This is a genomic window from Micromonospora inaquosa, assembly GCF_003857055.1.
Classification (GTDB): domain Bacteria; phylum Actinomycetota; class Actinomycetes; order Mycobacteriales; family Micromonosporaceae; genus Micromonospora; species Micromonospora inaquosa.
In genome coordinates, this window is the sequence record NZ_QGSZ01000153.1 from 1 (window position 1) to 25,611 (window position 25,611).

A 25,611-nucleotide genomic window follows, 5' to 3' on the forward strand; every position below is an offset into this window, starting at 1 on the left:
CCGCCGGCGACGGCAACAACGCCTCGGACGGCTCACCCCGATCGAGTTTGAGACAATCAACCAGCCCGTACACGCGGCCTGAACCACTCAAACCCGCGAGTCAACCGAACCCGGGGCAGTCCCCACCAGTAGTCCCAACTCGATGTTGGTGTTCTCTGCGCTATAGGAGAAGTTCGCGCTGGTCAGTAGCGTGATTACGCGGTCAACGACGATGAACTTGGCGTGACTCACCAGCGGATGGTGGCCTCCGGGCGGGGTTAGCGTCCGGAGTACGGTCGCCTTCGGCAGATGGGCCGCGACGGCTGCCGGGGAGCCGGCGTGGGCGTCGAGGTACACCGTGACGCTCAGGCCGGGGCGCCGTGCGGCGTTCTTGAGGGCAGTCCACATGCCCGAGTGCGGCGTGAAGTTGAAGCTGGAGCAGACGATCGACATGCGTGCGTCGTCGATGATGCGCTGAGCTTCGCTGGTGAGACGGCCGGTCGTGGCTTCGACGCCGGGCATGGTCCAGACGGGGGAGATGGCGGTCCGGACGGATCGTGCGCCGGCGATGGCCCGGAGTACGGCGACTGAGTTGTCCCGGTGCTCCGGACCGAGTTCGGACGCGAGGAGTAGGCGCTTCGCCTCGCCGCGGCGGGCGGCGTGTACTTCTTTCAGTGCCTGGCCAGAGGTGCCGCTGGCTTGTAGGACGGTGGCGAGTCGTTGTGCCTCGTAGGCGGTCAGGAAGGCGCCGAGCGCCGTGTAGGGGTCAGTAGACATCGATGGTGCCGAAGAAGCCGGGGACCCGTTCGTCGTCGATGGTCGGCAGAGTGAGCAGGAATCTGCGGTCGAGGAATCGGTTGGCCCGTTCGCAGGAGGTTTCCGAGGCGAAGCTGCAGCAGTGGCAGGCCGCGCCGTGCAGGAAGTCCTCGCCGTGTCGTGGTGTGCGTTGCCCGCAGACGGGGTCGGAGGAGCAGCGGGCTGCTCTGCGCAGCGCGTCGAGCAGGAGCCCGTGCAGCCGTTCCGGCTGACTGAGCGCGACCAGTCCACCGAGGGTGCCCTCGCTGTCGGAGGCCGTGGTGCAGATAAGTAGCCCAGCGGCGGCGGGCCGGTCGGGGGTGGCAGGCCAGGCGTAAAGGCGTTCACTGAGACTGGCAGCGCCGTAACCGCAGGACATCGCCATCTCGCGGATGAGGATGTGCGCCAGGCTGTGTATCAGCCAGTAGCGCGGGGCGGGAAACCGGCTGTCGGGGTCGATCTGGGCGGCGGTAGCGGAGAAGCGCCGGGAGAAGTTGTGCCGGTGGGCTTCGCGGTGCGCCCGCCACAGGCTGGTGGGCAAGATCTGTGCTTCCCAGGCGGCGATGGCGGCCTCGTCGAATTGCAGGAAGATGCCCTCGCCGCGGTCCTCGGTGGCCGGTACCCAGGTGGGGCGGCCGTCCCGGGTGAGCTTGACGAGCCGGCTTGCGAGGTCGTTGACCCGGTCCATTTCGTCGATCCGGGTGAAGCCGATCACCGCGTTGACCTTCTTCATCCGGTTCACGGCGATGACCCGGTGCACTTGCTTCGGGAGGTCGGCGGCCGTGGGCATCTCGGTGACCATCAGCCCGCTGGAGTCCTGCTGCTGCGCGAACAGGCTCGGCTTCTGCAGGTAGTCCCACTCCGGCACAAGCAGCTCGACCGGGTCCCAATCGCGTAGCCTCTCCCGGCGCTCCTCCTCGGACGGTGGTGGGGCAAGTGCCTCGGCCGCCGCTGCGGTCAGCTGTTCGTCGGTGACTCCGGCGAGGTCGCACTTGTGCGCGACGAGCAGCGAACGAAGCACCTTCGGCAGGGCTGCGTAGTCGGCCAGTTCCTCCGGCGTCAGGTGCGTACGGAGTTTCGTGGCGAGCGCGGTCTGCTTCTGCTCCTCGCTGCGGGGCATGACGATGATCGACTGGGTGGACGCGAACCAGAGGTTGGACGCGCCCATCATCATCAGTGAGGTGTCCAGCCCGCATTTGGGATCGAAGGCGTTCAGGTGCGGATGCCGGCCCCGGCAGGTCGGTAGCTTCCGTTTGCCGGCCTCGCCCTGAGCCTCGCCCATGCCGCGCCGCTGTTGGCAGCGTTCGCAGGTGATGACCGCGCCGGCTCCCTGTCCGATGTTGCTGTCGCGCAGTTTCAGGTCCGGGTGCGGGGCGGCGGGGCAGGTTCTGCCGCGGTGCACCCACAGCGCGTACGGGAACTCGTCGAGGTGGCCGTTGGCGCAGGCGAGCAGGTAACGGGCGGGCACCGCCGGGCTGCGCCTGGCCTTTCCCTTCGTGGGAGCCTTGACCTTTCCCTTCGCCGCACCCGCAAACGTACGGCCGGGACAACTTGCGTGTTCGAAGGTCGCCAGGTCGGGCCGGAACGGGTGGGTGTTGGTGTAGCTGAACCGCGACAGCGGCCCGAGGTAGTCGCAGCCGGTGCAGCGCAGCCACTGCGGGAACACCCGCGCGGGGATGCCGAGGTCGGAGCCCTCCTGCGACATTGCGCGGGCCTTCGGCTGCCACGGGAACGGCCGCAGCTGCTGCACGCGCGACCCAAGGTGAAGCTGGACCACCTTGAGCAGCCGTGGCTCTTCGATCGTCTGCACGGTGGGACGCCGCCGCCAGATGGGCTCCCAATCGTCGAGGCCGGCCGGCATGATCGAGAACTGCGGCAGGTCCATGATCGAGCCGACGCCGTAGGTGTAGAGCAGCGACGACGGGCGGGCCGAGCCAACCTTGGCCCGGTTCTTGACGTTCGCCTGCTCGCTGTCGGCCAGCGGGTCCAACAGCTGCGCAGACTCGAAGATCATCTGCCCCTCGTCGTCCGTCACTCGTCTTCTTCTCCTTCGGGCAGCTCCCACGACGGCGCGTCATCGGGCTCGACGACGAACAGCCGCTCGGCTATGGGGCTGACCAGCAGGTTGATCTCCGGCTGGACCTCCCGCATCGAGTGTGCGACGATGAACGGCGCGCGGTCCGGCTGACCCTGGTGTGCCTTTGCGTTCTCCGGGCTGATCAGCAACGGCAGGTAGCTGTCGTTGTCGCCGGTGCGCTCATACACCAGGGTCTTGCTAAGTTTCCCGGCGTACTTTCCCCGAGCGTTCCACTGGTCCAGGCGGTTGATCAGCCGCTGGTGCGCCTGCGCCATCAGGTCGTCCAGCTGGGCCGCCGGCCTGATTCGGGCATAGAGCCGATCGACCAGGGCGGTGAGAGCGTCCTGTTCGTCACGGACCCGCCACGCGGCCCGCTCCGGCGACAGCCCGTCGTCGCGGTGCGCCTGCAGCACCCGAGCCGCGCTGACCAGCACCCCGTCGATGCCCCGGTCCAGAGCCGTCGGCGAGAACGGGGTGACCGACAGCGCCTCCACCTGCGCGTAAAACGTCTCGTGGTAGTGCCGGAACTGTTCGTAGTGGGCGAGGTCGCGGGGCCGTGCCCAGTTTCCGAGCGCCACGACCAGACCGGGCCGGCCGCAGTCCTCACCCGGGCGGCCGACGTCGCGGCCCACCCGTGAGGACGCCTGGATGTACTCGGCGGTGTTCTTCGGCTGCCCCACCACCAGCATCAGCCCGAGCCGCTGCACGTCGACCCCGACCTGCAGCATCGAGGTGGCCAGCACCACGTCGAGCGGGTCGGCCTTCGGCCGCTCCATCCGCCCGCCGGCTTCCTGCTGTTCGAGCCGCTTCCGCATCGCCGTGGTCGTGGCGTAGTCGGGGTCGAACTCCAGGGCCAGGTTGTCCAGGGTGCGTCCGATGTCGACTGAAGCGATGCGGGAGGTCAGCTCGCCGGTGACCAGGCGCCCGTACGAGCCGAGCCGCCGTGGGAAACCCGATCCGGGGCGGGGCTGCCGGACCCGGTTCTGCACGTCGTCGGCCATGTAGCGGGCCATACCGGCCAGTTCACGGGTCGCGTTGAAGTAGCCCACCAACGTCATGTACGGATCGGCGGCAGACCCACTGCGGTCGAACAGCAACTGCCCCGCGAGCAGCAGCACCTCGGCGACCCGGATCTCCGCGCTCGACAGCCGCACTCCCTGCGCACTCACCCCTAGGTAGCGCCGGCCCGGGGTGGTCGGCCCGATCGGCAGCTCCTGCGAGAAGTACGTGTCCGCTACGTCCAACACCTGCGGCGGGAAGATTTGGACGCCGCGCCCGTACAGCCCTCGCACCTGATCGTCCGCGCGGCGAACGGTGGCCGTCGACGCCACGATCATCGGCCGGACCGGCTTGCCGTCGGCAGTCTCCCACGAGGCGAGGGTCTCGACGGCCACCTCGAACAGCCCCACGGCGGTGCCCAGCGCCCCGGTGATCAGGTGCAGCTCGTCCTGAATGATCAGATCCGGCGGCCGGAGTCGTCCGACCGGGCGTACGGTCGCGGCGGGCATGCCGGGCTCGGCCTGATGGCCGGTGGTGACATTGCAACCGGCGTAGTCCGGGTGCACGTAATCGTGCCGACCGCAGTGCCGGCCGACATAGCCGAACAGTGACGCAGCCTCACCCTCGCGCGCCAGCCGGGCGAACTTGTCGACCGTCGCAATCACGAACGCCGGCGGCATCCGGTAGATCTCCTCGTCCACCGTCAGCATCGGCAGGCCCTCATTCACCTGACCGCCCTTGGCGAACGGGCATTGGCCCATGTCGTCGCCGCAGAAGACCAGCACCCGCCGATTCGTCTTGACCGGCTTCACGTTTGCGGCGCCGATCGGGCTGCCGCACCACGGGCACCGCTGCACCTGCAACACGGTCAAGCGGTGCCCGCCGTACGCGTTGGCCTTGCGCAGCTGCTCGTCCGCCTCGTCCCACCGCTTCGGGCTCACATCGGTGCCGACCCACAACCCGATCCGGAACGGCTTGCTACCCCAGGTTGCCTCGTCCCGGCGGCGAACCAGCTCCGCCGCACACACCAGCGTGGTGGCCCGCTGGAACTGCTGCGCGGTGAGTAGCCGCAACGTGTACCGCATCAACACGGCCACCCCGTCACGCCCGTCCAACGGCCCATCGGAGGACGCCACCACCTGCTGCCGGCGCCGAATCGCGAACGTGTACGCCGCCAGACCCAGGTACGCCTCGGTCTTGCCACCACCGGTCGGGAAGAACAACAACTCCACCCGCGACAGCTCGCCGCTGCGCGCCGCCGCGGTGGGGTCGGTCAGCGCTGGCAGCTGCATGATGATGAACGCCAGCTGGAATGGCCGCCACGACGACGGCTTCTCCCGCTCGTCGGCCTCGATTTGACCGCGGGCGTCGTCGAACGACAGGCTCGGGTCGGAGCTACGCAACGCCCCGATCCGGGAGTGGACCCGCTGGTCCCGCATGACCTCGTTCATGAACCGGAAGCACACGAACGCCTCCGGATTAGCCACCACGTGCGCCAGCCCGTCCGCCAGCCGCTGCTCTGCCGCGCGTGCCTCGTCCACGACCTCCTCGGCCAGGTCCCGGAGATGCTCGGGGAGCTGCGCCGCCTTCGCGGCCTCACCGTCGAGCCAGGTCCGGTATCCGTCCACCAGCGGGGCGAGCCCATCACGAACCTGTTCAGGGCTGGCCTTGGCCAGCGCATCCATGGACAGCATTGCGTCCGTCACCGACCGCGCCTGCGTCTGCGGAGTCTCCGCGACCGGCAGCCACGTCGTCCACACCGCCGTCGCTAGCCGTGCCCCCGGCTCCGCCCGCCAGTCCACCGAGCAGGTCCGCCCAACCGCGAACTCCAGCCGGTTGCGGTACTGCAGGTGCAGCCGGCGCATTTCGTCGTCGTGCTCCGGCCACTCCTGCTCCATGACGTCGCGCACCGGCAGGAACACCGCCCCGCCGCCCGCGTCGACGTGCAGCTTCGTCTGGAACAGCCACTCGTGCACCGGGATCGTCGGCGGCGTCTCCCGGTCATTGACCAGCGCGATCTCGATCAACCGCCGACCGAAACGCGCGTCGTCGTAGGCATCGATCCGCAAACAGATCTGCCCGGACAGCACCCGCGTGTACGTCCGGCCCGACGTCAGCTCGGCCGCCGCGATCTTCTCGACGACCCCCACCGGCGTGCGCCGATACCGTCGCACCGCCTGGCCCCGCTTGTCGACCTCACCGGTCTTCACACTCTCGTAAGTGCCCCACGACGCGGTCACCGTGAACTCCGCCAGATCGTTCGGCACCTGGAACCGCAACCCCATCGACGACGGAATCATCAGCCCCTGCCGCGGAGCCTTGTCGTCGGCGTCATCCTCCTCACCCTCGACATCGGTGCCGTCGGCAGACTCGGCTGGAATCCCACGCTGCGCATGAAAACCCGCCGCATCAGATCGGATGCCTACCAGGCCATACCCGTCTTCAGAGCCGGCCGGATCAGCATCGGGCTCGGTCAACTTCACCGGCGCGATATGCCCCACCAAGTACAGCTGACGCGGGCTCACCGCCAACAGCTCCTCCGGACCAGCCGACGGCCCGAGCAACTCTCGCTCCAGGACGTCGACCAGGTTCTCCCGAACCGTGTACGAGGTGCCATCCGGCTCGTGTTCCAGCCGGAACTCGAAGGTAGGTGAAGTCACCTAAGAGCCTTTCTTGCGGTCGTCGGAAGATCCGGGTGACTTGTTGCAGTTCTCGATCACCATTCACCATCAGCGAAATGTTCCGCACTTGTTCCGCCGCATCCGCCCACTAAAACAGCGTTGACTCGCCCTCTCGGGGAGACCTGTTACGTTCTGCGCGTTTTGGCTTGCTGGCCGCACTGCCTTTGTTCGCGCGACCAAGGTTTTCTTCTAGCAGCCGGTTGAGAATCTCATTTCGCGTTTCGGTGTCTACCGTATATCTGGCGAGGTTATTGCGAGACTGAAACCCGTAGCGAGGCTTCATGTCGCCCCAACCAAACATATCAAAAACCTCGCGGTCTAGTTCCCTGTATCTGTCCCGTAGATCCTCGGTGTCGGGTAGCGAATTGGTTGGGTCATTGAAGGCGTTTACCACTGGGCGAAGGCCGCCAAGCCGTGAACAGTGCTGCTCAAGACAATTTTCGAACGCTTCCGTTTTGGGCAATGGTCTATTGCTCGACGCCCAAGGGAAGGTGTTGGATACTCGTCTCGGCGCATAGCTGGGATCGTCGCGAGTTGTTGCAGCATAGTCAATCGTCCAGTGATAGTGGGCGCTCGATGCTAGTTGCGCAAAGACGTCCCAGCGGTCAATCGGAAATACTATGACACCCATGTCGATTCTGCCCCCACTAGGCACCCATCGAGGCATCAGTAGGTTGCTGGTGCGAGGGAACGCGATGGCACGCTCCACTTTCGATAGCTCGGCGTACATTGCATTCGCTGACCTCTCGAAGTCCCACCATCGCTCGCGGGCGCTCGACTTTGTGCTCGGCTTCTCTCGCCAGGGCCGCTGATTCAGCTCAAGATGAGTCCAAAGCTTGGCAAATCTCCGCGCTTCTGATTCGGAGAGACCGTCGAGGTCGATCAGATACTCGCTTGGCTGCGCCGGGTGGCCTTGAGCCAGGTCTGCGGCGCGGATGTACGGATGGATCTTATGCCGCAATTCCGGATCGCGACGAATCCACTCAATAGCGATGGAAGCTGGCACTCTAAATCCGTCGCCGTTGGGATACGTGCCTACGTACGCCTGGGCAGGCACTGGTCCCTTTGGCTGCATTGGGTTGGGGCGAGTGTTGCTAGCTTGTGAACCGAAACGGAGCCACAGCTTCACCACTGAGACCGCAGTCCCCTTTGGCCCCCAGTCGAACGGGGTGGACACGGAGACAAGCTGCGCTCCTGATTCGAGCACTTGATCGAGTCCGACGCGTTTTGTGTGAGATTGATTGATTGACTTTGTTACTACAATGCCGAGCGAGCCCTCCTTCTTGGTGAGTGCGGCCTGCCTGAGCAGGAAGTATGCCGCCAGGTCGGCATCCCCCTTAACGCCGTTGGCTAACGAGTTCTGAAGGTAATCCCGATAGTTCTTGCCGTATGCCGTTGTAATCTTCTTGCTGTGCAAGAAGGCTGGGTTCCCAATAACTGCATCAAATCCGCCGTGGTCCGTAAAGACATCAGCAACTTCGAGCACCCAATGCAGAGGTTGCCAGCGTTCGTAGTCGGTCGAAACGGTTGGGGTCAGTCCCGCGCCCACGATGATGCGCAGGAAATTTGAGTTGCGGTTGGTGCCATCTGATGGCATAGCGGCGGCCACCGCGTCGGCTAGGTTCTCGTGTGCCTCGTCTAGCGCCTTGCCAGGCTTGCCACCGAGTCGCAGCCCAGCCGCGACCACCCCGTCGGCGACCGTGCGAAGCTGGGCGGTAAGTTCGTGCATCCGGTCGAGCTGGCGGCGCTTTGCGGTGGCGCTGCGCTGCGGGTCGTGTTCGCGCACCTCGCTGGCCAGCTCACGGCGGATCTCGACCGCTCGCCGGATGATGCCGTCCAGGTCGCTAGCAAACAGGAGTGGCTGCTGGTGCTCCGGCGGGTCGGTGTGCAGGGCGCGGAGCTGGCGTAGGTCGGTGAGGCCGAGCAACGAGTTGCCGTGCAGGATCTTGTCGTCGACGAAGGAGAACGGCAGGTTGCGGTCGAGGGAGACTAGCCAGAGCGATAGCTTGCACATCTCGACGGCCATCGCGTTGATGTCGGCACCGTACAGGCAGCGGGCGACGACTTCACGGATCGCGTGTTGGCCAAGGTCGTGCTGCCCGGCGTTGGCGGGGTCCTCGTCGATCCATGCCTCGACGAGGCGGGCGGCGAGGTAGCGGGCGGCGGCGACCAGGAATGCGCCGGAGCCAGCGGCGATGTCGGCCACCTTGAGGTTGAGGATCTCGTCCGAGCCGCGCAGTTTCCACGCACCGCTGCTCTCGGCGACCTGGTGCGGGCCGGGGGAGTAGCAGAGCGGTTCGAGGGCGTGCTTGACGACGTCCTCGGCAAGGTCCTTCGGGGTGTAGTGGGCGCCGGCGTTGCGCCGCGACGGCGTCTCGGTGACCACCAGACCGCCGTCCAGGACGATGGTGGGGCGGTCGCGTAGGTCGGGCCGGGTGATGGTGGCCCAGGGGAGCAGGCGTGCGCGTAGGTCATCGTCATCGGTTACCGCGCGCAGCATGCGGTCGGCGTCGTCGCCGGGCTTGGTTGCGAGCCGCTTCGCGAAGGCGTTTGCGCTTGGCGGAGTGGCAGCGGGCTGGTTCTCCTTGAGCCAGGCGATGATCGCGGCGGCCAGTTTCGCGGGATTCGTATTTGCGTCAGCGAGCTGCTCCAGCACGGTCAGCGGGATCTCCGGCTCGGCACCGGTCGCGCCGACGAGGCCGACCAGGGTGTCGCCGGTGACCTGGGTGCAGGAGTAGCCGAGCAGCCCTTCGTAGATGTAGCCGATCTGTTCCACGTCGACGTCACGGAACGAGATCCGGCGGGCGTCGCTGCCCTTGAGCTGGGCGACCTGCACCGAGCGCAAGACGTGCAGCATGACTCGGTCGGAGGCGGGCAGGGCGAGGGTGCCGTTGTCGCTCGACGCGGTCAGGAACGGGTACCGCTCCGGGTCGAACAGCGATCCGCCGTAGGCGGGCATTCGCATGTTCTCGAACGACGCGCCCCGGTAGAGGGCCTGGCTGGTGGCTAGCAGCCGGTGCCAGGTCAGGTAGGTGCTGTCCAGCGATTCCTCGCCGTCGCGCGGCCGGCGCTGTTCCAGGGCGTCGAGTTCGCCGCTGATGCCGTACCCCTGCAGGAAGAGCTCGCTCTGCGGCAGCAGGCCGCGTTCCTCGGCGAAGAGCAGGAACACGATGCGCATCATGACCGTGACGGCGGCGGAGTAGGTGTCGTGCGGGTCGGCCGGCAGCGGGTCGGGCAGGCCGCGGAGGCGATGGTCGGCGGCGGTCTCGGCGAACGCCTGGACCAGCAGCTCGACGGCGCGGCGGACCTGGGCGCCGAGGGCTTCGGTGATCTCCTCGGCGGCGGCGACGGACTCCTCGAACAGTTGCGGGAGCCGCTCGTTCGGGTCGCCGCCGATGACGTACTGCCGGGCGATGAGGGTGAGGAAGGCGTTGCGGGTCAGCGGCTCCTCGACCCAGGTCTGGGCGTCGACGATGCCGGAGGCGACCATCGCGTCCGGCCGGGCGCAGACTAGCGCCCACCAGCGGCCGTCGGTGACGATGCCGATCGAGATGCCGGCGCCGCGCAGCATCGCTTCCATCCGGTCGATGGCGGTGGCGGCCCAGCCGTCGGTGCCTGTGGAGTGCAGGCTGTCGCACTTGTCGACCACGCCGACCAGCGCGCCGATGCCATCGGGCCCGGACAGCGCGGCCTGCGGGGTGACGGTGACCCGCCTGTCTGGTGAGTGCGCCGTCACCCCGGGCGCGCAGTCTGGACCCCAGGTCAGCGAGGTACGCCAACTGACGACGTCCCGCAGGACGGTCTGCACCCAGACGTCGCGGACCTCGGCGTACTTGGCCTGAACGGACTCGTCGTCCGGGTCGATGTCGAGGGCCTCCCAGGCGTGGTCAAAGGCCAGCCTGGCCTCGCGGAGGACGTCGAGGCGTTCGGGGGCCAGGGCAGGCATTCCCTGCGGCCACACCCGCTTCAGCGGCGGGATAGCCAGGAAGGGGCCGTCTGTTTCGACCAATTCCAGCCACGCCCGATGCAGCTCGGTGGCCGTCTTCGAACGGAGGGTATGGGTGGTCCGCATCAGCGTAAACCTCCTCGCTGGGCGTCGGCCGGAGTGAGCGCGAACACCAGCGCCGCTGCGGTGGTGTGTGGCTTGACGTCGCGGTACCGCTCGCTGATCGCCGCGATCTCCCGCTGCTCCTCGTCGCCGAGTTCGTCTAGGCGACGGCGCATGGTGTCGATGTCGCGGCGGCGCTGCCGCTGCTGATCATCGGGGAAGAGAGCCAGTTGGTCCTGCAACTCGGCGCTGGTGAGCTGGTCCAGCGACTCGTTCAGGTTGCGGCGGAACGCGGCGAAGATCTCCCGTGCCCGGGTGATGTCGGCCTGCTCGCGTTTGGCGAGCTGGTCGCTGACCCGTTGGTGGCGGGACTCGGCGCGGCGCGTCATCGAGTCGAGCAGCCGGACCCGCAGCGGGGACTCCGGCTCGTTCCACTCCTCGGCCAGGTCGGCGCGGACGTCCGCAGCGGCCAGCCTCAGCCTGCCTGCATCGAGCGCCTGGTCGAGCAGCTGCTCGGCGCGTTCCTCCGCCATGGTCCGGCGGCCCCGCAGGCGCACGCCGGCGAGGAAGATCTCCTCGTGCAGGCGTAGCCCGCCCCGGCCCACCAGCACCATCCGGGTGACGGCCGCGACGAAGGACTCCTCCAACCCATCCACCACGACCGCCGTGACCCGGTGCAACGGCGCGTCCGCGCTCCACAGCGACCGCCGCAGCAACCGCTGAGCCTTCTTCACCAGCGGATGACCCAGATGGACGTAGACCAGGTCCTTCCGCCCTGCCGCGGCCTTGTCGTCGAACGTGATCGGCCGCAACACGCCCGGCTCGGAGCGGGTGTCCAGGCCCTTCAACGTCGACTGCCAGGCTGGGCCGAGCGGCGGCACGGTGAACACGGCGGCGTCGGTCCGGTCGTCGCCGGCCACCACGAGGGGCGGCTGGTGGCTGATCCGCAGCGCGGTGTCGACCACCCGCCGCAGATTCTCCGGCTCCAGGTGCAGCTCCGCCCGACTGTCGGCGTAGCCCTTCTCCAACTGGGTCAACCTGCTGTTCAGGTCCAACCCGCCGGCCAACGCCTTGTTGATCACGGCGTTGCCGTCGAGCGCGCCCTTATTGCGGCGTCCCGCTGAGGAGCGAGTGAAATGGTCCTGAATCTCGTCGGCGATGACCTGGTTGACCGACCCGAGGTCACGCGCGACCGTCACGACCTTGCGGGCGATCCGGCCCATGAACTCCATGTCTGCGGCGTACAACGTCGCCGAACGGTCCGGCGAGAACTGGAACACCAGCGGAGTCTGCTGCTGCCCGTAGCGGTCGATCCGGCCGATGCGCTGTTCCAACCGTGACGGGTTGAACGGGATGTCCAGGTTGATCAGCCTGTGGCAGTGGTCCTGGAGGTCGATGCCTTCACCGGCTGCGTCGGTGGCCAGCAGCACCCGCACGGGGTTCTTTGCCGACGGCTCGGTGGTGAAGTGCTCGCGGATCAGCTCCCGCTCGTCGGTCGGCGTCTGTCCCTGGATGACCTCCAGCACGTCGCCGTAGCCCTGCTGCACCAGCACCCGGTGCACCCACTCCAGGGTGTGGGCGTACTCGGTGAACACCACGACGCGCTCGTTGGACCAGAACCCGCCGGGTCGACAGATCGCGTCCAGGGCCGTGATCAGCTCATCGAGGCGAGAATCGGGTCGGCTCTCGAAACTCAACCCCCACTCGGCCAGCCGCTGCAACTCGCCGGGCGCGGCGGCGACCAGCGGGTCGGTCGCCTTGCTGTGCCGCAGGACCGTCGCCTCGTCCTGCTCCCACAGGCCTTCCTCCTCGTCGGCCTGCCCCTCGCCGAGAATGTCGTCGTAGTCCCAGTCCGTCGGCGCCTGGCCCACCGAACGCGCGGCGAGGTACGACTGCAAGGTCATGCCGAACGCCCACGGGCTCGACAAGAACCGCTTCTTGAACAGCATCGCGGTGATGTCACCGGACTCACCGGTCCCGTTCGCCTTCGCGCTCTCGGTGAGAATCCGATCCAGCAGAGCGAACATCTCCTGCTCGTCGGCGCGCGGTGTGAACGGGATGACCCGTAGCTCCCGAGGGCGGAAACCCTTCTCCGGCAGGTCCGACTTCAACCGCCGAACCGTCACCTCCCGCAACGCCCGCTCGTCCAGCAGCGCACCACGGCTGAACCGACGCGAATCGATCATCTCCAACAGCGCCGTGAACGACTCCGGATGCCCGTTGTGTGGAGTGGCGCTGAGAAATAGACGGTGCTCACACTTGTCCGCCAGATCCCGGACCGCGAGCGTGCGCTGCGTGTCAACGGCGTAGCCGCGCCCACCACCGATCGTCGACGGGCTGGCCGGCGCCACGTGGTGCGCCTCGTCCACGATCAGGATGTCAAACGCGTACCGCCGGGCGCTCTTCGTGCTCGCCGTCTGCGCGTACACGTCACGCAGCATCCGCTGTGCTCGCACCTGCGGCAGCCACGCCATGCTCACGATCACCCGGGGATAGAGCTGGAACGGGTTCGCGTGCAGGCCGTAGCGGCGCCGTACCTCCCGCATCATCTCGCTGTTGATGATCGTGAAATCCAGACCGAACTTGTCCCGCATCTCGTCTTGCCACTTCAGAGACAAGCTTGGCGGGCACACCACGACCGCGGTACGCGCCCGGTGCCGTAGCAGCAGCTCCTGCACCACCAAGCCGGCCTCAATGGTCTTGCCCAGGCCGACATCGTCGGCCAGCAGCAGGTTCGTCCGGGGCGAGGACAGCGCCCGGCGCAGCGGCTCCAGTTGGTAAGCCTCCACCGCCACACCGCTGTGGAACGGCGCCTGCACGCTACGGTCGTCCGCCGAAGTCACCGCGCCCCAGCGCATCGCGTCGACGAACCCGGCGAGGGTGTTCGGGTCATCGAAGGCGTCCGGGTTGATCTGCGTCGGTAGCCCCTGAGCGGGCGTGACGGTGTGGCCGACCTCCAGCTCCCAGACGACCGTCAGCTCTTCACCCAGCCGGTCCTCGTCGAGCGCCTGAAGGGTCACCGCGTGGTTCAGCGAGGCCACGGCTTCGTCCGCCGGACTCCGCGGCAGGCCCTGCTGGTGTACACGGGCAACCGCCCAAGTCGAGCCGCGCACCTCGACCACTTGTCCCGGCTCAGGGGCCAGACGGATTTCAGCTGCTGGCGAGAAAGCCGCATTGGCGATCGAGGAAGCCATGCGGAGACCTTAGTGGACACGAAAGGGGCACACATTCTTGTGCCTGTCGGATAGTGGACTGATCCGGGGCGAGTCCTATATGCACCGATAAGAACGTTATTGCCATATCTCGATGGAAGTTTCGTTCCTGCGACTCTTGTCAGCTAGGCTCTGGCGTACCCGGCTTCGCACCGGGCGCCTGCCCAGTGCGAACGCGGCTGGCATCAGCGAGGCTGGGGCTGCTGGGCGGATGGATGCACTTCATCTCCGGCGGCTGGTGGCCCGTCGAACTCCTGCCGACATATCAGTGCGCCGTGGCGGGCAAGCGGGGGCGCTACCTACTGGGCTGGTCGTCCATGAATGCCGCGCCCCTCGCAACGTGCATCTACCACCATCCAGGCGTCGTAGGAGCCGTGGGTGCGACGCCACGCCATGAACTTGGGCCGCCCTGCCGGGTCGATGGTCGCCAGGCGTGATGTTGATGTGACAGTGTGAAACGCATGCGTCGTGTGCATCTTGAAGCGGCCGAGGATCACGTTGAGCGGCTCGCGCGCGAGAACGACCCAGTCGGGGCGGTCAAGGAGTTGGTGTGGAACGCTCTGGACGCCGACGCCACCCGGGTTGAGGTGCTGCTAGACGTTTCTGACCTTGGCGGGGTGGAGAAGATCACCGTCATCGACAATGGCAGTGGCATCACCCCGGAAGGCTGCGACTCGGCGTTCGAACGCATCGGTGGGTCCTGGAAGAAGATGACCCGCCGGACACCGCAGCTAAACCGGTTCCTGCACGGCAGCGCCGGCCAGGGTCGCCTGCGGGGCTACGCCCTTGGTGATCACATCCGGTGGGCCACGGTCGCGGACGGCATCGACGGTCGACGGCGTGTAATGATTCGCGCCAGCGCCGCGGCACGCAACGACTTCGAGATCTCCACGCCGCAGCCGACCGACGATCCAACCGGCACGACCTTCGAGGCATGGGGGCGGCAGTCCAAGCGTCTTGATCAGCTAAAGACCCATAAGGCGGTCGCGCAGTTGACGACCGAGTTGGCGACATATCTCGCGGTCTACCAGGGCGTAGAAGTGATCTACGACGGGCAGAGGATCGACCCGGAGAAGTCCATCCAGCGCCGGGACGAGTACGAACTATCCTTCACCGTCAACGGCGAGCCAGCGCAAGCCGCCCGGCTGCGGGTGGTGGAGTGGTCGATGAAGACGGACCGCGAGCTGCACCTGTGTGACGCCGACGGGATCACTATCGACATCACCGACGTCGGCATCCGCGCTCCCGGCTTTACCTTCACCGCTTACGTGCTGTGGGAAGCCATGCCTGAGCACCAGGGCGACTTCCTACTCGGCGAAGGTCGGCTGGACTCCCACGTTGGCGCCTTGATCACCGCAGTCCGAGACAAGCTGCGCGAGCACTTCAAACTGCGGGCTGTGCAACAACGCCGCGAGGTGGTGCAGCAGTGGAAGGAGGATGGCGTCTACCCCTACGCCGGTGACGCTGCCACAGAAACGACGCGTTGGAGCGCGAGACCTTCGACCTCGTGGCGACCACCGTTCATCGCCAGATTCCGCGCACGGTACGCGCGCAACGCACCACCCTGGCTCTGCTGCGCGAGGCCGTGCGCCACCAGCCCGACAACATGCACGACCTGCTCGACGAGGTGTTCAAGCTCTCCACCGACGACAAGAACAACCTCAAGACCTTGTTGGATCGCACCAGCCTGGCCACGGTCATCAAGGCATCTACCAGCGTGTCAGACCGCCTGACGTTCCTCACCGCGCTGCAGCACATGGTCTTCGACCCGGAGGTTCGACGCGTCCTCAAAGAGCGCAGCCAACTCCACAAGATCCTCGAGAACGAGGTGTGGGTCTTCGGCGAGCGCTTCAACCTCCTCGTCAGCGACAGGTCCCTCGACGCCGTCCTCGACCGGCATCTGCACGCTATTGGCCGAGAGATCCGCAACCAGGTACCGGTGCGCCGCCCCGACGGACGGGTCGGCATCGTGGACCTGATGCTCTCCCGCGCACGCAGAGAGCACGACCGCCATCAGCACCTCGTAGTCGAGCTGAAGGCGCCGCACGTCACCGTCGGGCACAAGGAAATCAACCAGATCGAGGACTACGCCCTCGCCGTCGTCACCGACCCGCAGTTCGCCGACGTGCGCGTCGAATGGGACTTCTGGCTGGTCACCACCGACATGACCGAGGTCGCCAAGGCCAAGGCCCAATCAAGCGACCGCCCACCTGGCTGCATAGGGCAGTACCAGCAGGGCGCGGCATCCGTGCGGGTCTGGCTGCGGTCCTGGGCGCAGATCATCGACAACTGTCGGGATCGGCTTAAGTACTTCCAGGAGCAGTTCGCCCACGACCCCACCGTCGAGCAGGCCATGGAGTACCTGCACGCTCACCACAACGGGCGGATCCCACAAATGCTTGTTCCCGGACAGTCCGCCGGGCCGGTGTCCGGAGACACCGCGCGCGCAGCTACTGCAACGGCTCCCGCCGTGGCGTCGGAGTTCGCGCCGAGGTCGTGATGCGTCGCCGTTCGGATGGTGCTGCTCGAGTCGCACTCGATGGCCGGCCGGCATGCGCAGACGAGCATCGCCTGGACGAGCGAGCGGGGCTGGGTTGCACCTGAGACTTCGCCAGCGGCCGAAGTCAGGCGGTGTAGACATCAAGAAGTCCCTGGTCAAGACGCTCCAGGAGGTCGAAGAGCCCTGGATGCAGGGCAAGGTCGAGGCGTGGGCAGCGCCGAATTCACTGGCACTTTGCCGATGCAGTCGAGGCATTGCGTCCGACGTGGACGTCCGTAAGACTGGCGGGGGATGATCGTCATTTTGTGGTCGGTAGATGACCGACCGTGATGGTGGCGTGCGAGTGAGGTCTGTTCTGTGGGTGGCTTCACCTCCGGCGTGAGCGAGTGGCTCGGCCTGGTCTCCGGGCTGCTGGCGGTGGTCGCCGCTGTCCTGGGGTTGCCGCCTTTGATCGTGCGTCTCCGTGAGGCTGGCAGGAACCGGTCAGGAAAGCCGAAGGTGCTGCTGCCGTCTCGTACCCAGCTCGTCGACCGCGGCAATGAGGTGGCTCAGGCTCTGCAGCATCTCGACCGCGGCGAGTACCTGATTTCCATCGAGGGCAGCATTGGTGTCGGCAAGAGCGCGCTGGCCACGGAGGTGGCGCATCGGCTTGCCGAGCGCCGGCCGGCGAGGAAGCCGGGCCACGGGTTCACGGCCCTGGTGTGGTTCGACGCTCATAACAGCGTGCTGAGTCTCGCGGACCTTGCCCGCACGCTTGGACTCGCCACCGGAAGTCCGGCACTGTCAGCGGCTCCCGCCGAGCACAAGGCCGAGGCGCTACGCGCCCACCTGGCTGACCATCCGGCTGTCCTGGTTGTCGACAACCTGCGGCTGACCGCTGCCGATGCGCAGCATCTGATCGACTTCCTCAGGACCTTGCCGAGCGGCTCGCTGGCCATCGTTAGCGCCAACACTCCCGGTCGGCTGCCGGCACCGCGGGTGCTGCTGCAGGAGCTTCAGTTGCAGTACATGCAGGAGTTGCTGCTTCGGGAGGCCCGGCGCCGTAGCGTTCCGGAGATCGTCGGAGCTGATGCTGCCACGTTCGAGCGTATCCATCGGTTGCTGGGCGGTAATCCGAGGGCGATTGAGCTGTTCGTGCTGGCCTGTTCTCGAGACGGCCGGAGTCTTTCGGACCGGCTTGGTCAGCTTGAGAGCGGGTCGACGCAGTTGGCTGATGCGTTATTCAGTGTGGTGTGGCAGGACGTGAACGACATGGGGCGCAGCCTGCTGCGTGTGTGCGCTTACCTGGGCGGCAGCGCCGACGCTGAGCAGTTGGGAGTGGCGCTCGCGGTCCCGGCGGCCGACGTGGGCGCCCTCGTCGAGCGGCTGTGGTCCGATGGGCTGCTCTCGTCGCGCCAGCAGCACGGCGTGACGGTGTACACATGCTCGGCTGCGCTGCGGCTATTCGTGCTCAACCACACAGCGTCCGGCGAGACTGTGTCATTCGCGGGAAGGCTGGCGGAGCACTTCATCGCCCGCTTCAGCCAGGACTGGGAGGACGCGGCCGGCGCCGGCGCGCACATCGAGGCGATACGGCTGCTCGTCCGCGACCTTCACCGGCATGAGGCGTATGAGCAGTGCGTGAAGCTGTTCGAGGTCACGCTCGACATCTTCTTCACGTTGGGTCTGTTCGACGACCGTATCGAACTCGGCTGGGTCGCGTACGAGGCAGCGACGGCGTTGGGGAACGATGAGCAGCGTTCGCTGGCCTTGTCAGTGATCTCATCTACGCACGCCGTGCGCGGTGAGGCTGAGGAGGCGGCTCGCACGGCCCAGCTGGGGCTCGGTATCGCCCGGGACGCCGACTCGGCACGAGAGATCGCCCGACAGCTCCGGTGCGTCGGCTTCGCACTGTTCCGAGCCGGCCAAGCGGCCGAAGCCCTCGCCGTGGTCAAGAACCCTCAGGAAGATGCCGAGGAGATCGCCCGGGCAGCTGGCGACCCGAACAACATGATCGACATACAGTCGCTGGTCGGAGCCGCCTACTGGCATCTGGGCGAGCTGGATTCGTGTGAGCAGACGGTGCGCCGGTTCCTGGAAGCCTGTGAGCAGCTGCCCTGGGAGCGGGGCAAGGCATACGCGATCAGGGATCTGGCGGAGGTGAGTCTGATGCGGCGGGCCTTCGCGGACTCGGGTCTGCTGCTTCGTCAGGCGCGGCAGATCGCTGAGGAATACCGCGACGTCCGTCAGCTGGTCCGCATCGACCTGACCGATGCTCGGCTGAACCTCTTCCGGGGGCGCCTGCTCAGAGCACACGGGCACGCGCGTAAGGCCGCTGTAGACGCACGGCAGCTGTCGCTGTCTGGCGAGCAGTCCGAAGCGGAGGCCACCTCGCGCTATGCGACCCGAGCGCTGTTCATGCCGTGGCTGTGGCTGGCCGCGTACCGGCGTCCAAGAATCAGGTTCACCAGCCAGACGGTCGGCGGCGACTGATTGCGCGCCACCGAGAGATGAGGAGCAGGTTTTCATGATCCAGCAGACACGTCACCGGATCGGTGTGGGCAATGACGAGCTCGCTGCCGTCGTCGCGACACCGACCACCGGGTCGCCGCAACGCATGGTCATGATGCTGCACGGCGGACCGGGTGGGCAGAAGGACGGGCCGACCGACCTCTACGTCGACCTTGCCGCGCATCTCGGCGCTGCCGGGATCGCTTCCGTGCGCTTCGACTTTCGTGGTTGCGGCGAAAGCACCGGCAGCTACCGGGACATGACCATCGCCCGGCAGGTCGAGGACCTGCGAGCGGTCCGCAGCTTCGTCGATGGCAGGTATCAGCCGACTGCCTGGGCGCTGATAGGGGAGAGCTTCGGCGCCACCGTCGGCCTAGCTGGCTTCGACCCGGCATACCGGGCGGTCGTGCTGCTGTGGCCGGCCATCTGGCTGCTCGACGGCGCGTTCGAATCCTACGTGAGTGAGGAGAACCTCAGCGCGGCGCGGCGCGACGGTTATGTGGATCTCGACGGCGAGCAGATCGGCGTGGCTTTCCTCGACGAGCTGCAGGACGTGCAGGACATCAGCGCACCGCTGCGTGGCTTGTCCACGCCGGTGCTCTTCGTTCACGGGGAGGCCGACCACGAGGTGCCATTCGGGCAGAGCGTGCGCGCAGCCGACCTGGTCTCAGGACCGCACAAGGTGGTCGGGGTACCCGACGGCGATCACTGCCTCGAAGAACCGCAGGAACGCGAAATCGTGTACCGCGAGACGGTGCCATGGCTCCGCGAATACCTGTAAGTATCGGCGCACTATTTCTCGCGCCGACCACCTACCGGCACCTGCCAGCGATCGGCTGGGCGGCGCACGGCGAGATGCAGGCCGAGCTGCGCTGGCAGCTCGATCACCACTTCGACAGCAAGATCATCGTGATTGCCGACCGGCGACTCGGCAACCCTGCCGCCGCCCGCCGCGCCATCGACGATGCCAGGAAGGCTCTCGGCGGGCAGGATGTGCTGCTGGTCTGCCTGGCGGGCCACGCTGTCACGTTCACCCGTCGCGACGGCGATATCACCGCGTTGGCGCTGCCCGGCTCCGTTCCGGGACGCCCCAACAGCATGCTTCGGATCGATGAGCTGTCGGCGGTCGTTCTTCCAGAAGCGGGAAAGCCGGTCATCGTCTGCGCAGACCTCGTCTCCACTCGCGACACGGTGGGCGCCTTCGCCCCCGCGTTTGCGGGCGCCTTCGTGCTCGCATCGCCATCCGCCGCGGATACGAGGCCCGAGAGCACCTGCCACGATGGCCTCGCTGCGGTCCTCGGCGACCTCGCAGCCTCGGGAACCCAGCAGGCAGTGCCGCACCTGCTGGACCTCGCCCGGCAACGCGTCGTCGCCGCAGGCGGGAGCCCTCACCTCGCCGTCGGCGCGAGCCAGGCTGCGATCACGTCCCGGTACGCCAGCGAGCAACTGCCCGATTACGTCCGCGAGGATCTCACATCGCCCGACCCGGGTTCCCGCCTCGACGCGGTCACCGAACTCGCCGCGCTGGCCGCATCTACCCCGTTCGCGCGCGCCAGCCTCCTGCGGCTGGCGGCCAGCGACCACGCCGAGGCCGTCCGCGGCTATGCGGACACGATGTCACGGCAGGACCGGCAGCCGTCGCTGCGTCAGTTGCTGGCCGACGGCGTCATCCCACGCGAGGTCCACGAGGCAGCGCTGAAGGAACCGGCGGTACCCGACCTGCTGCCGCACACCGGCGGCGAGGTGATCCTCGGCGTCGACGCACCGGACGGACAGGACGACTGCCGCCCGCGACACACAGTTCGCCTCCAGCCGTACCGGCTGGCCCGCACCGTAGTGACCAACCGCCAATATCTTGCCTTCCTCGCAGCCGAGGGCGGCCCCTGCCCCGACCACTGGCAGGCCGATGACTCGCTGTGGCGGGACGACCTTCCCGTGGTCATGGTGTCCTGGCTCGACGCCTCGCGCTACTGCGCCTGGCTGACCCGCCACCTGCATCACACCAGGGCGCTGGCTCCGGACCAGCGCATCGTCCTGCCCAGCGAAGCGCAGTGGGAGGCATCCGCAGGCAACGACCGAGGCGGGCGACACCCCTGGGGAGACGTACCCGATCCACGTCGGGCCAACATCCGCGCCACCGGCATCGGCGCGGTCGTCGCCCCCGGCCGGTTCTCCCCGGACGGCGACAACGAGGCCGGCTGCCAGGATCTGATCGGCAACGTCTGGGAATGGACCCGCAGCCTCTGGGGGCACAGCGGACACCAACCGACATTCGGCTATCCCTATCGCCACGACGACGGACGCGAGATGGCCAGCACCCGACCGGGGGAGCGATACGTCATCCGCGGCGGAGCCTTCTACTACGCCACCGAGTGCGCGAACTCGTTCACCCGCAACCGCATGCTCGCCACCGATCGCCACCCCGCGGGCGGGTTCCGGGTGGCGTCCACCAACGCCAGGGAGACGACGTCGTGAACGGCCAGGCGCATTGGGATGAGGAGATGACCGTCCTCGGACCGGGCATCTCCGAGGCGGTCCGGTGGGCAGGTCTCGCCGTCACCGAAGCGGCAGGCATGCACCTCACAGACACCAGCGGGCGCAGGATCGCCGACCTCATGGGCGCCGCCGGCGTCAACCTCCTCGGCCACTCGCATCCGGCGTATGTCGAAGCCCTGACCCGACAGATAGGCAGCTGGATGATCGGAGCGCACGCCAGCGACGCCCGCCTGGAGATGACGCGCCTGCTGCGGCACCTGCTGCCGGCTCACCTTGACCGCGTCCAGCTCTACAGCAGCGGCAGCGAGGCCGTCGAATCGGCCATCCGGCTGGCAAAGTCCGCGACCGGCCGCTTCGAGATCCTCTCCTTCTGGCAGTCCTTCCACGGCCGCACACTGGGCAGCCTCGCGCACACCAGCGGGGCACGCACGGGCCTCGGACCCACCGCACCCGGCAGCATCAGCGCCCCATACGCGAACTGCTCACGCTGCCCCCTGCGCCTGACCTCGCCAGCCTGCGAGTTCGCCTGCGTCGACCTCGCCCGCGACATCCTGCGTGAGCAATCCACCGGATCAATCGCAGCGATCCTGGTCGAACCCGTCCAAGGCCGCGCAGGCAACGTGGTACCGCCGACGGGCTACCTCCGTGCCCTGCGCCGCCTCGCCGACGAACATGGCGCACTGCTCATCGCCGACGAGTCCATGACCGGCATGGGCCGCACGGGCACCATCCTCGCCAGCGACCAACCAGACGTACTCCCCGACGTCGTCGTACTCGGCAAGGGCCTCGGCAACGGTTACCCCGTCTCCGCCATCTGCGCCCCGACGAACCTCATGCAGCGCGGCCCATTCGGAGCCCCCAGCGCCAGCTCCTCCAGCTACGGCGGCTTTCCGCTCGCGTGCCGTGCCGTCGCCGTCGTGGCCCAGACCGTACACAGGCAGCAGCTGGCAGACAGAGCGGGCGAGGTGGGGGCTCGGACGCTCACCCGGCTGCGCCAGGACCTCGCCGGGCTGGCCTTGGTCAGCAGCGTCCACGGCGTCGGCATGGCCATCGGAATCGGCTTGAACGTCACCGGCAAGGAGCAGCTGCGCGAGGTGTTCCAACAGCTCGTAGCCGCCGGAGTATTGGTCATGACCGGAGGGCACACCCTACGGCTCTACCCGCCGCTAACCGCCGACGAGACCGAACTCACCGCAGCCGTGGACACCCTCGTGTCAGTGCTACAGCGCTACAAGGCCCCGACATGATCAACGTTGGTGTCATCGGATACGGGCGGGCAGGCGAAGCCCACGCCCGGTGCTACGACACCATCCCTCAGACCCGGATCGTAGCCATCCTCGACCCCACGCCAACCCGGCGCGACGCCGCGCGAGCCCGATTCCCGCACGCCGCCGTGGCAGCCACTCTCGACGACATCGACGTGGATATCGAACTGGCGCTAATTTGCACGCCGCCGACCAGCCACGAGGCCTACACCGAGCAGGCGCTCATGCGCGACGCCCACGTGTTCTGTGAGAAGCCCACTTTCCTCGACCCCGGCAACGGAGCGAAGTTGATCGCGCTTGCCCGGCAACGTAACAGGATCATCTACCCCGGACACAACTACGTGCACTCGCCGCTGCTACAGCGTCTCCGCGAACTCGGCGCTCCCGAACGAATCGGACCCCTGCAGCGCCTCGACATGAGAATCGAACGCCCCACGTCGGCAAGCGGATCTCCGGACTGGAACCCGTCGTGGCGCCGCAACCCCGCAGTCTCCGGGGGAGGTGTCCTTGTCGATCACGGCCCGCACTGCGTATACCTTGCCGAATGGCTGACCGGGATGCATGTCCACATGGTCGGCTGCACGATGGGATACAGCACCGTGGGGGTAGAAGATCACGTCGAGTTGGTGCTCGACATGAGCGGAAAGATCGAAGCCCACATCCTGCTCTCATGGCGAGCCCCGCACCGGAGGAACACCTACAGCCTCACCGGCACACACGGCACGGTCGTCCTGAACGACGACACCCTCGTCGAGGACAGCCCCACCGGGCGGCGAACCTGGCGACTGGCCGAGACGCCACGGAGTCGCCACGCCCACGACGACTGGCTACCCGCCCTCGCCGATGATGTACTCCGCCAGGTGGCCTCGCCTGCTATGGAAGCAGAGCTGGCGCGACCCGCACTCGTTGTCGCACATGCGATCACAGCCGCCTATGCATCAGCCGCTCAGGGTGGCCTGCCGTACCGCCTGCCGGGCGCACTCAGCTGACTCCTTTCATCCGGACGGGTGAGGTTCCAGCGAAGATGACGACGGTCGGGACTGCCCCGGGTTCGGTTGACTCGCCGCGTCGAGTGGTTCAGAGGAAGCGTTGGCCCATCACGAGACCACCGGAGCGGTGATGTAGGACCTCTGGGCCAGTGGCGTCCTGTTCCTGCTCCAGACGTTGGTCCTGCCATCAACGCTTCTGATGACAGCGGGCGACGAGGCTACCGCGTCCGTGCTGGCCGACTCTGCCTCGGTGGCCCTGGGGTCGCGTTGGATCGAGTGGTTGCTGTACGTCTTGTCCATGCCCTTCCTGAGCAGTGGACTCTTGTTCCCGATGCTGGTCGGCTACCGTTCGGCCGCGCTCGCCCTGCGCGACAGATCCCGGGGCGATCGTCCGACGAGCAGGTTCTTCCCGCTGGTCGTCGTGTTGCTCGTCGGATCCTTTGCGCTCTGCCTGCCGTACGCCGCCGTTCTGGCGGAACATTGGGGAGACCTTCAGGACGTGGCCGCCCATCCATGGCACCTGGTGGCGGCGCAGATCGGTGGTTTGCTGAGGGCCCTGGCCTGCTGGTGGGCGATCGCCGGGAAGTGGACTGGCCTGCGTGCCTCGTTCGAGGTTCGCATCCTCGCCACTCTCGGGCAGCGCAGCCTCACGCTCTACCTGCTGCATTCGGTCGCGTTTCTTCTCCTCCTCACGCCGCCGTTCGGTGGCCTCGGTGCCGCGGGTTCTCTGCCGATCCTCGCCTTGGTCGTCGTGCTGGCCTGGGCAGGTGCGGGTCTGGCGCTGTCGAGTCGGCGGCTCGCCGGTGTCCCGCTGGCCGAGGAACTTCTCCGCGACATGGCTGCCGGCCCGGTCGCGGGGAGGAATGAGCAGGCGGCAGATGCTGACATGAAAATAAGAGTGGCTACTTAGGTCGCGACTCTACTTAGATAGTTGCTAAGCTACGGCCATGGATGAGACTGAATGGTCATCCGGCTGGTTGCGGGCGGTCCTGCCCTTGGTGTCGCTGAGCATCCTCGCCAGGGGTGAGGCACACGGGTACGTGATCCTCCGAACCCTGGGGTCGCTGGGATTCGGTTCCGTCAAGGGCGGCACGCTCTACCCCTTCCTGGCCCGGCAGCAGGAGTTGGGCCTTGTCGACCATCGGTGGGAGATCGACTCGCCGGGTCCGGCGCGCAAAGTGTTCTGGTTGACCGACAGAGGGCGGCGGGAGTTCGAACGCCTGGCGAGTGAGTGGCGGCGGCTCAACACCACCGTCGCGTCGGCGCTGTCCCACCCGACTTCCGAGATGGAGAAGAAGTGAGCTACTACGGCAGCCTTGCGTTCAACCTTCGGCTTCGGCGGGTCCCGGAGTCCAAGATCGTCGAGGTCCTGCGGGAGGTGCGAGAGCTTTCCCAGGAATCGGGCCAGGAGCCGGAGCAGCAGTTCGGGCCGGCCGCGACCTACGCCGAGAAGTTCCCCAAGGGCAAGGTCCGGTCGTTGCCCACTCGGCTGGCCGTCGGCTGCCTGGCGATCGCGATCGCCATCACCGCCGTCGACTTCATCTTGACGATGACTCGCGAGACACACCTGCAAGTAGGCTCCGTGCGAGTGATCTTTGTGCTGCTCGCCATCCAGGTGGTGGTCGTGATCGCGGCAATCATCGCCGATCACCGGGTGCCACCGGAATTCCGCACCGCCAGCGAGGCCACCCGTTGATTTCGGTCACCGACATCTGCAAGGACTTCGGCCGACGGTCCGCGGTCAAGGACGTGAGCTTTGACTGCGTCCCCGGAACCATCACTGGGCTCCTCGGCCCCAACGGTGCGGGCAAGTCCACGATTCTCAAGATGCTGTTGGGTCTGGTCTCACCCACGCGCGGTCTGGCCAAGATCGACGGAGTTCCATACCGTGATCTGCCGACCCCGGGGCGGACCGTGGGTGTCTCGTTGGATGCGAGCGGCCTGCACCCCGGGCGGACCCTACGCGGAACGATCCGGCTGGCCGCCAGGATTATCGGGGTTTCGACGGCCCGGGCGGACGAGGTGCTCGCGCAGGTCGGGCTCAAACCCGAGCTGCAACCCTTCGATTAGTCCGGCTCGC

The 25,611-nt window shown here is 66.9% G+C and carries 15 protein-coding genes; 10 read left to right on the top strand and 5 right to left on the bottom strand.

All coding sequences use genetic code 11. From position 1 onward, the window contains the following. Positions 1–87 precede the first annotated feature (87 nt). From drmC to drmD, 5 genes are all read right to left on the bottom strand, one after another. Positions 88–756 (bottom strand): DISARM system phospholipase D-like protein DrmC, encoded by a 669-nt coding sequence (drmC, locus tag DLJ59_RS06935; protein WP_124771679.1) that lies wholly within the window; start codon positions 754–756, stop codon positions 88–90. Beyond that, complete coding sequence (drmB, locus tag DLJ59_RS06940) at positions 746–2,809, bottom strand: DUF1998 domain-containing protein (RefSeq protein WP_244235869.1); 2,064 nt, start codon at positions 2,807–2,809, stop codon at positions 746–748. The genes drmC and drmB overlap by 11 nt, the downstream gene beginning before the upstream one ends. After that, entirely contained in the window at positions 2,806–6,510 is a 3,705-nt protein-coding gene (drmA, locus tag DLJ59_RS06945; protein ID WP_124771680.1) for a DISARM system helicase DrmA, read from the bottom strand. The genes drmB and drmA overlap by 4 nt, the downstream gene beginning before the upstream one ends. 109 nt (positions 6,511–6,619) lie before the next feature. Beyond that, positions 6,620–10,603, bottom strand: coding sequence for an Eco57I restriction-modification methylase domain-containing protein (locus tag DLJ59_RS06950; protein ID WP_124771681.1), 3,984 nt, complete (start codon positions 10,601–10,603; stop codon positions 6,620–6,622). Beyond that, on the bottom strand, positions 10,603–13,773 hold the full coding sequence (drmD, locus tag DLJ59_RS06955) for a DISARM system SNF2-like helicase DrmD (RefSeq protein WP_124771682.1): 3,171 nt from the start codon (positions 13,771–13,773) through the stop codon (positions 10,603–10,605). Before drmD ends, DLJ59_RS06950 begins: the two co-directional genes overlap by 1 nt. Before the next feature lie 479 nt (positions 13,774–14,252). Between drmD and DLJ59_RS06960 the strand changes: the two genes are divergently transcribed. The 10 genes from DLJ59_RS06960 to DLJ59_RS36260 all read left to right on the top strand — a co-directional run bounded on the left by DLJ59_RS06960 (position 14,253) and on the right by DLJ59_RS36260 (position 25,601). Beyond that, positions 14,253–15,524, top strand: a complete 1,272-nt coding sequence (locus DLJ59_RS06960; protein WP_244235877.1) for an ATP-binding protein — start codon at positions 14,253–14,255, stop codon at positions 15,522–15,524. 1,124 nt (positions 15,525–16,648) lie between these two features. Continuing rightward, positions 16,649–18,763: an ATP-binding protein gene (locus tag DLJ59_RS06970; protein ID WP_124771685.1), complete on the top strand. Its 2,115-nt coding sequence runs from the start codon at positions 16,649–16,651 to the stop codon at positions 18,761–18,763. 34 nt (positions 18,764–18,797) lie between these two features. Continuing rightward, positions 18,798–19,562 (top strand): alpha/beta hydrolase family protein, encoded by a 765-nt coding sequence (locus DLJ59_RS06975; RefSeq protein WP_158630795.1) that lies wholly within the window; start codon positions 18,798–18,800, stop codon positions 19,560–19,562. Further along, positions 19,541–21,256 (top strand): formylglycine-generating enzyme family protein, encoded by a 1,716-nt coding sequence (locus DLJ59_RS06980; RefSeq protein WP_124771687.1) that lies wholly within the window; start codon positions 19,541–19,543, stop codon positions 21,254–21,256. Before DLJ59_RS06975 ends, DLJ59_RS06980 begins: the two co-directional genes overlap by 22 nt. A 26-nt stretch (positions 21,257–21,282) precedes the next feature. Then, positions 21,283–22,524 (top strand): aspartate aminotransferase family protein, encoded by a 1,242-nt coding sequence (locus DLJ59_RS06985; protein WP_124771688.1) that lies wholly within the window; start codon positions 21,283–21,285, stop codon positions 22,522–22,524. Continuing rightward, positions 22,521–23,531: a Gfo/Idh/MocA family protein gene (locus tag DLJ59_RS06990; protein ID WP_124771689.1), complete on the top strand. Its 1,011-nt coding sequence runs from the start codon at positions 22,521–22,523 to the stop codon at positions 23,529–23,531. Before DLJ59_RS06985 ends, DLJ59_RS06990 begins: the two co-directional genes overlap by 4 nt. A gap of 199 nt (positions 23,532–23,730) precedes the next feature. Further along, positions 23,731–24,441, top strand: coding sequence for a DUF418 domain-containing protein (locus tag DLJ59_RS06995; protein ID WP_124771690.1), 711 nt, complete (start codon positions 23,731–23,733; stop codon positions 24,439–24,441). A gap of 37 nt (positions 24,442–24,478) precedes the next feature. After that, positions 24,479–24,832: a PadR family transcriptional regulator gene (locus tag DLJ59_RS07000; protein WP_124771691.1), complete on the top strand. Its 354-nt coding sequence runs from the start codon at positions 24,479–24,481 to the stop codon at positions 24,830–24,832. After that, the gene (locus DLJ59_RS36255) at positions 24,829–25,227 is read left to right on the top strand and encodes a hypothetical protein (RefSeq protein WP_158630796.1); all 399 of its coding nucleotides are present in this window, start codon (positions 24,829–24,831) and stop codon (positions 25,225–25,227) included. The genes DLJ59_RS07000 and DLJ59_RS36255 overlap by 4 nt, the downstream gene beginning before the upstream one ends. After that, entirely contained in the window at positions 25,224–25,601 is a 378-nt protein-coding gene (locus tag DLJ59_RS36260) for an ATP-binding cassette domain-containing protein (protein WP_158630797.1), read from the top strand. Before DLJ59_RS36255 ends, DLJ59_RS36260 begins: the two co-directional genes overlap by 4 nt. The last annotated feature ends 10 nt before the right edge of the window (positions 25,602–25,611 follow it).

Excerpts from the sequence above, each read along its gene's own strand:
- DLJ59_RS06975 (WP_158630795.1), top strand. The coding sequence starts at position 18,798 with ATGATCCAGCAGACACGTCACCGGATCGGTGTGGGCAATGACGAGCTC.
- DLJ59_RS06960 (WP_244235877.1), top strand. The coding sequence starts at position 14,253 with ATGCGTCGTGTGCATCTTGAAGCGGCCGAGGATCACGTTGAGCGGCTC.
- DLJ59_RS06980 (WP_124771687.1), top strand. The coding sequence starts at position 19,541 with ATGGCTCCGCGAATACCTGTAAGTATCGGCGCACTATTTCTCGCGCCG.
- DLJ59_RS06950 (WP_124771681.1), bottom strand. The coding sequence starts at position 10,603 with ATGCGGACCACCCATACCCTCCGTTCGAAGACGGCCACCGAGCTGCAT.
- drmD (WP_124771682.1), bottom strand. The coding sequence starts at position 13,773 with ATGGCTTCCTCGATCGCCAATGCGGCTTTCTCGCCAGCAGCTGAAATC.
- drmC (WP_124771679.1), bottom strand. The coding sequence starts at position 756 with ATGTCTACTGACCCCTACACGGCGCTCGGCGCCTTCCTGACCGCCTAC.
- DLJ59_RS06985 (WP_124771688.1), top strand. The coding sequence starts at position 21,283 with ATGACCGTCCTCGGACCGGGCATCTCCGAGGCGGTCCGGTGGGCAGGT.
- DLJ59_RS06990 (WP_124771689.1), top strand. The coding sequence starts at position 22,521 with ATGATCAACGTTGGTGTCATCGGATACGGGCGGGCAGGCGAAGCCCAC.
- DLJ59_RS07000 (WP_124771691.1), top strand. The coding sequence starts at position 24,479 with ATGGATGAGACTGAATGGTCATCCGGCTGGTTGCGGGCGGTCCTGCCC.
- DLJ59_RS06995 (WP_124771690.1), top strand. The coding sequence starts at position 23,731 with ATGACAGCGGGCGACGAGGCTACCGCGTCCGTGCTGGCCGACTCTGCC.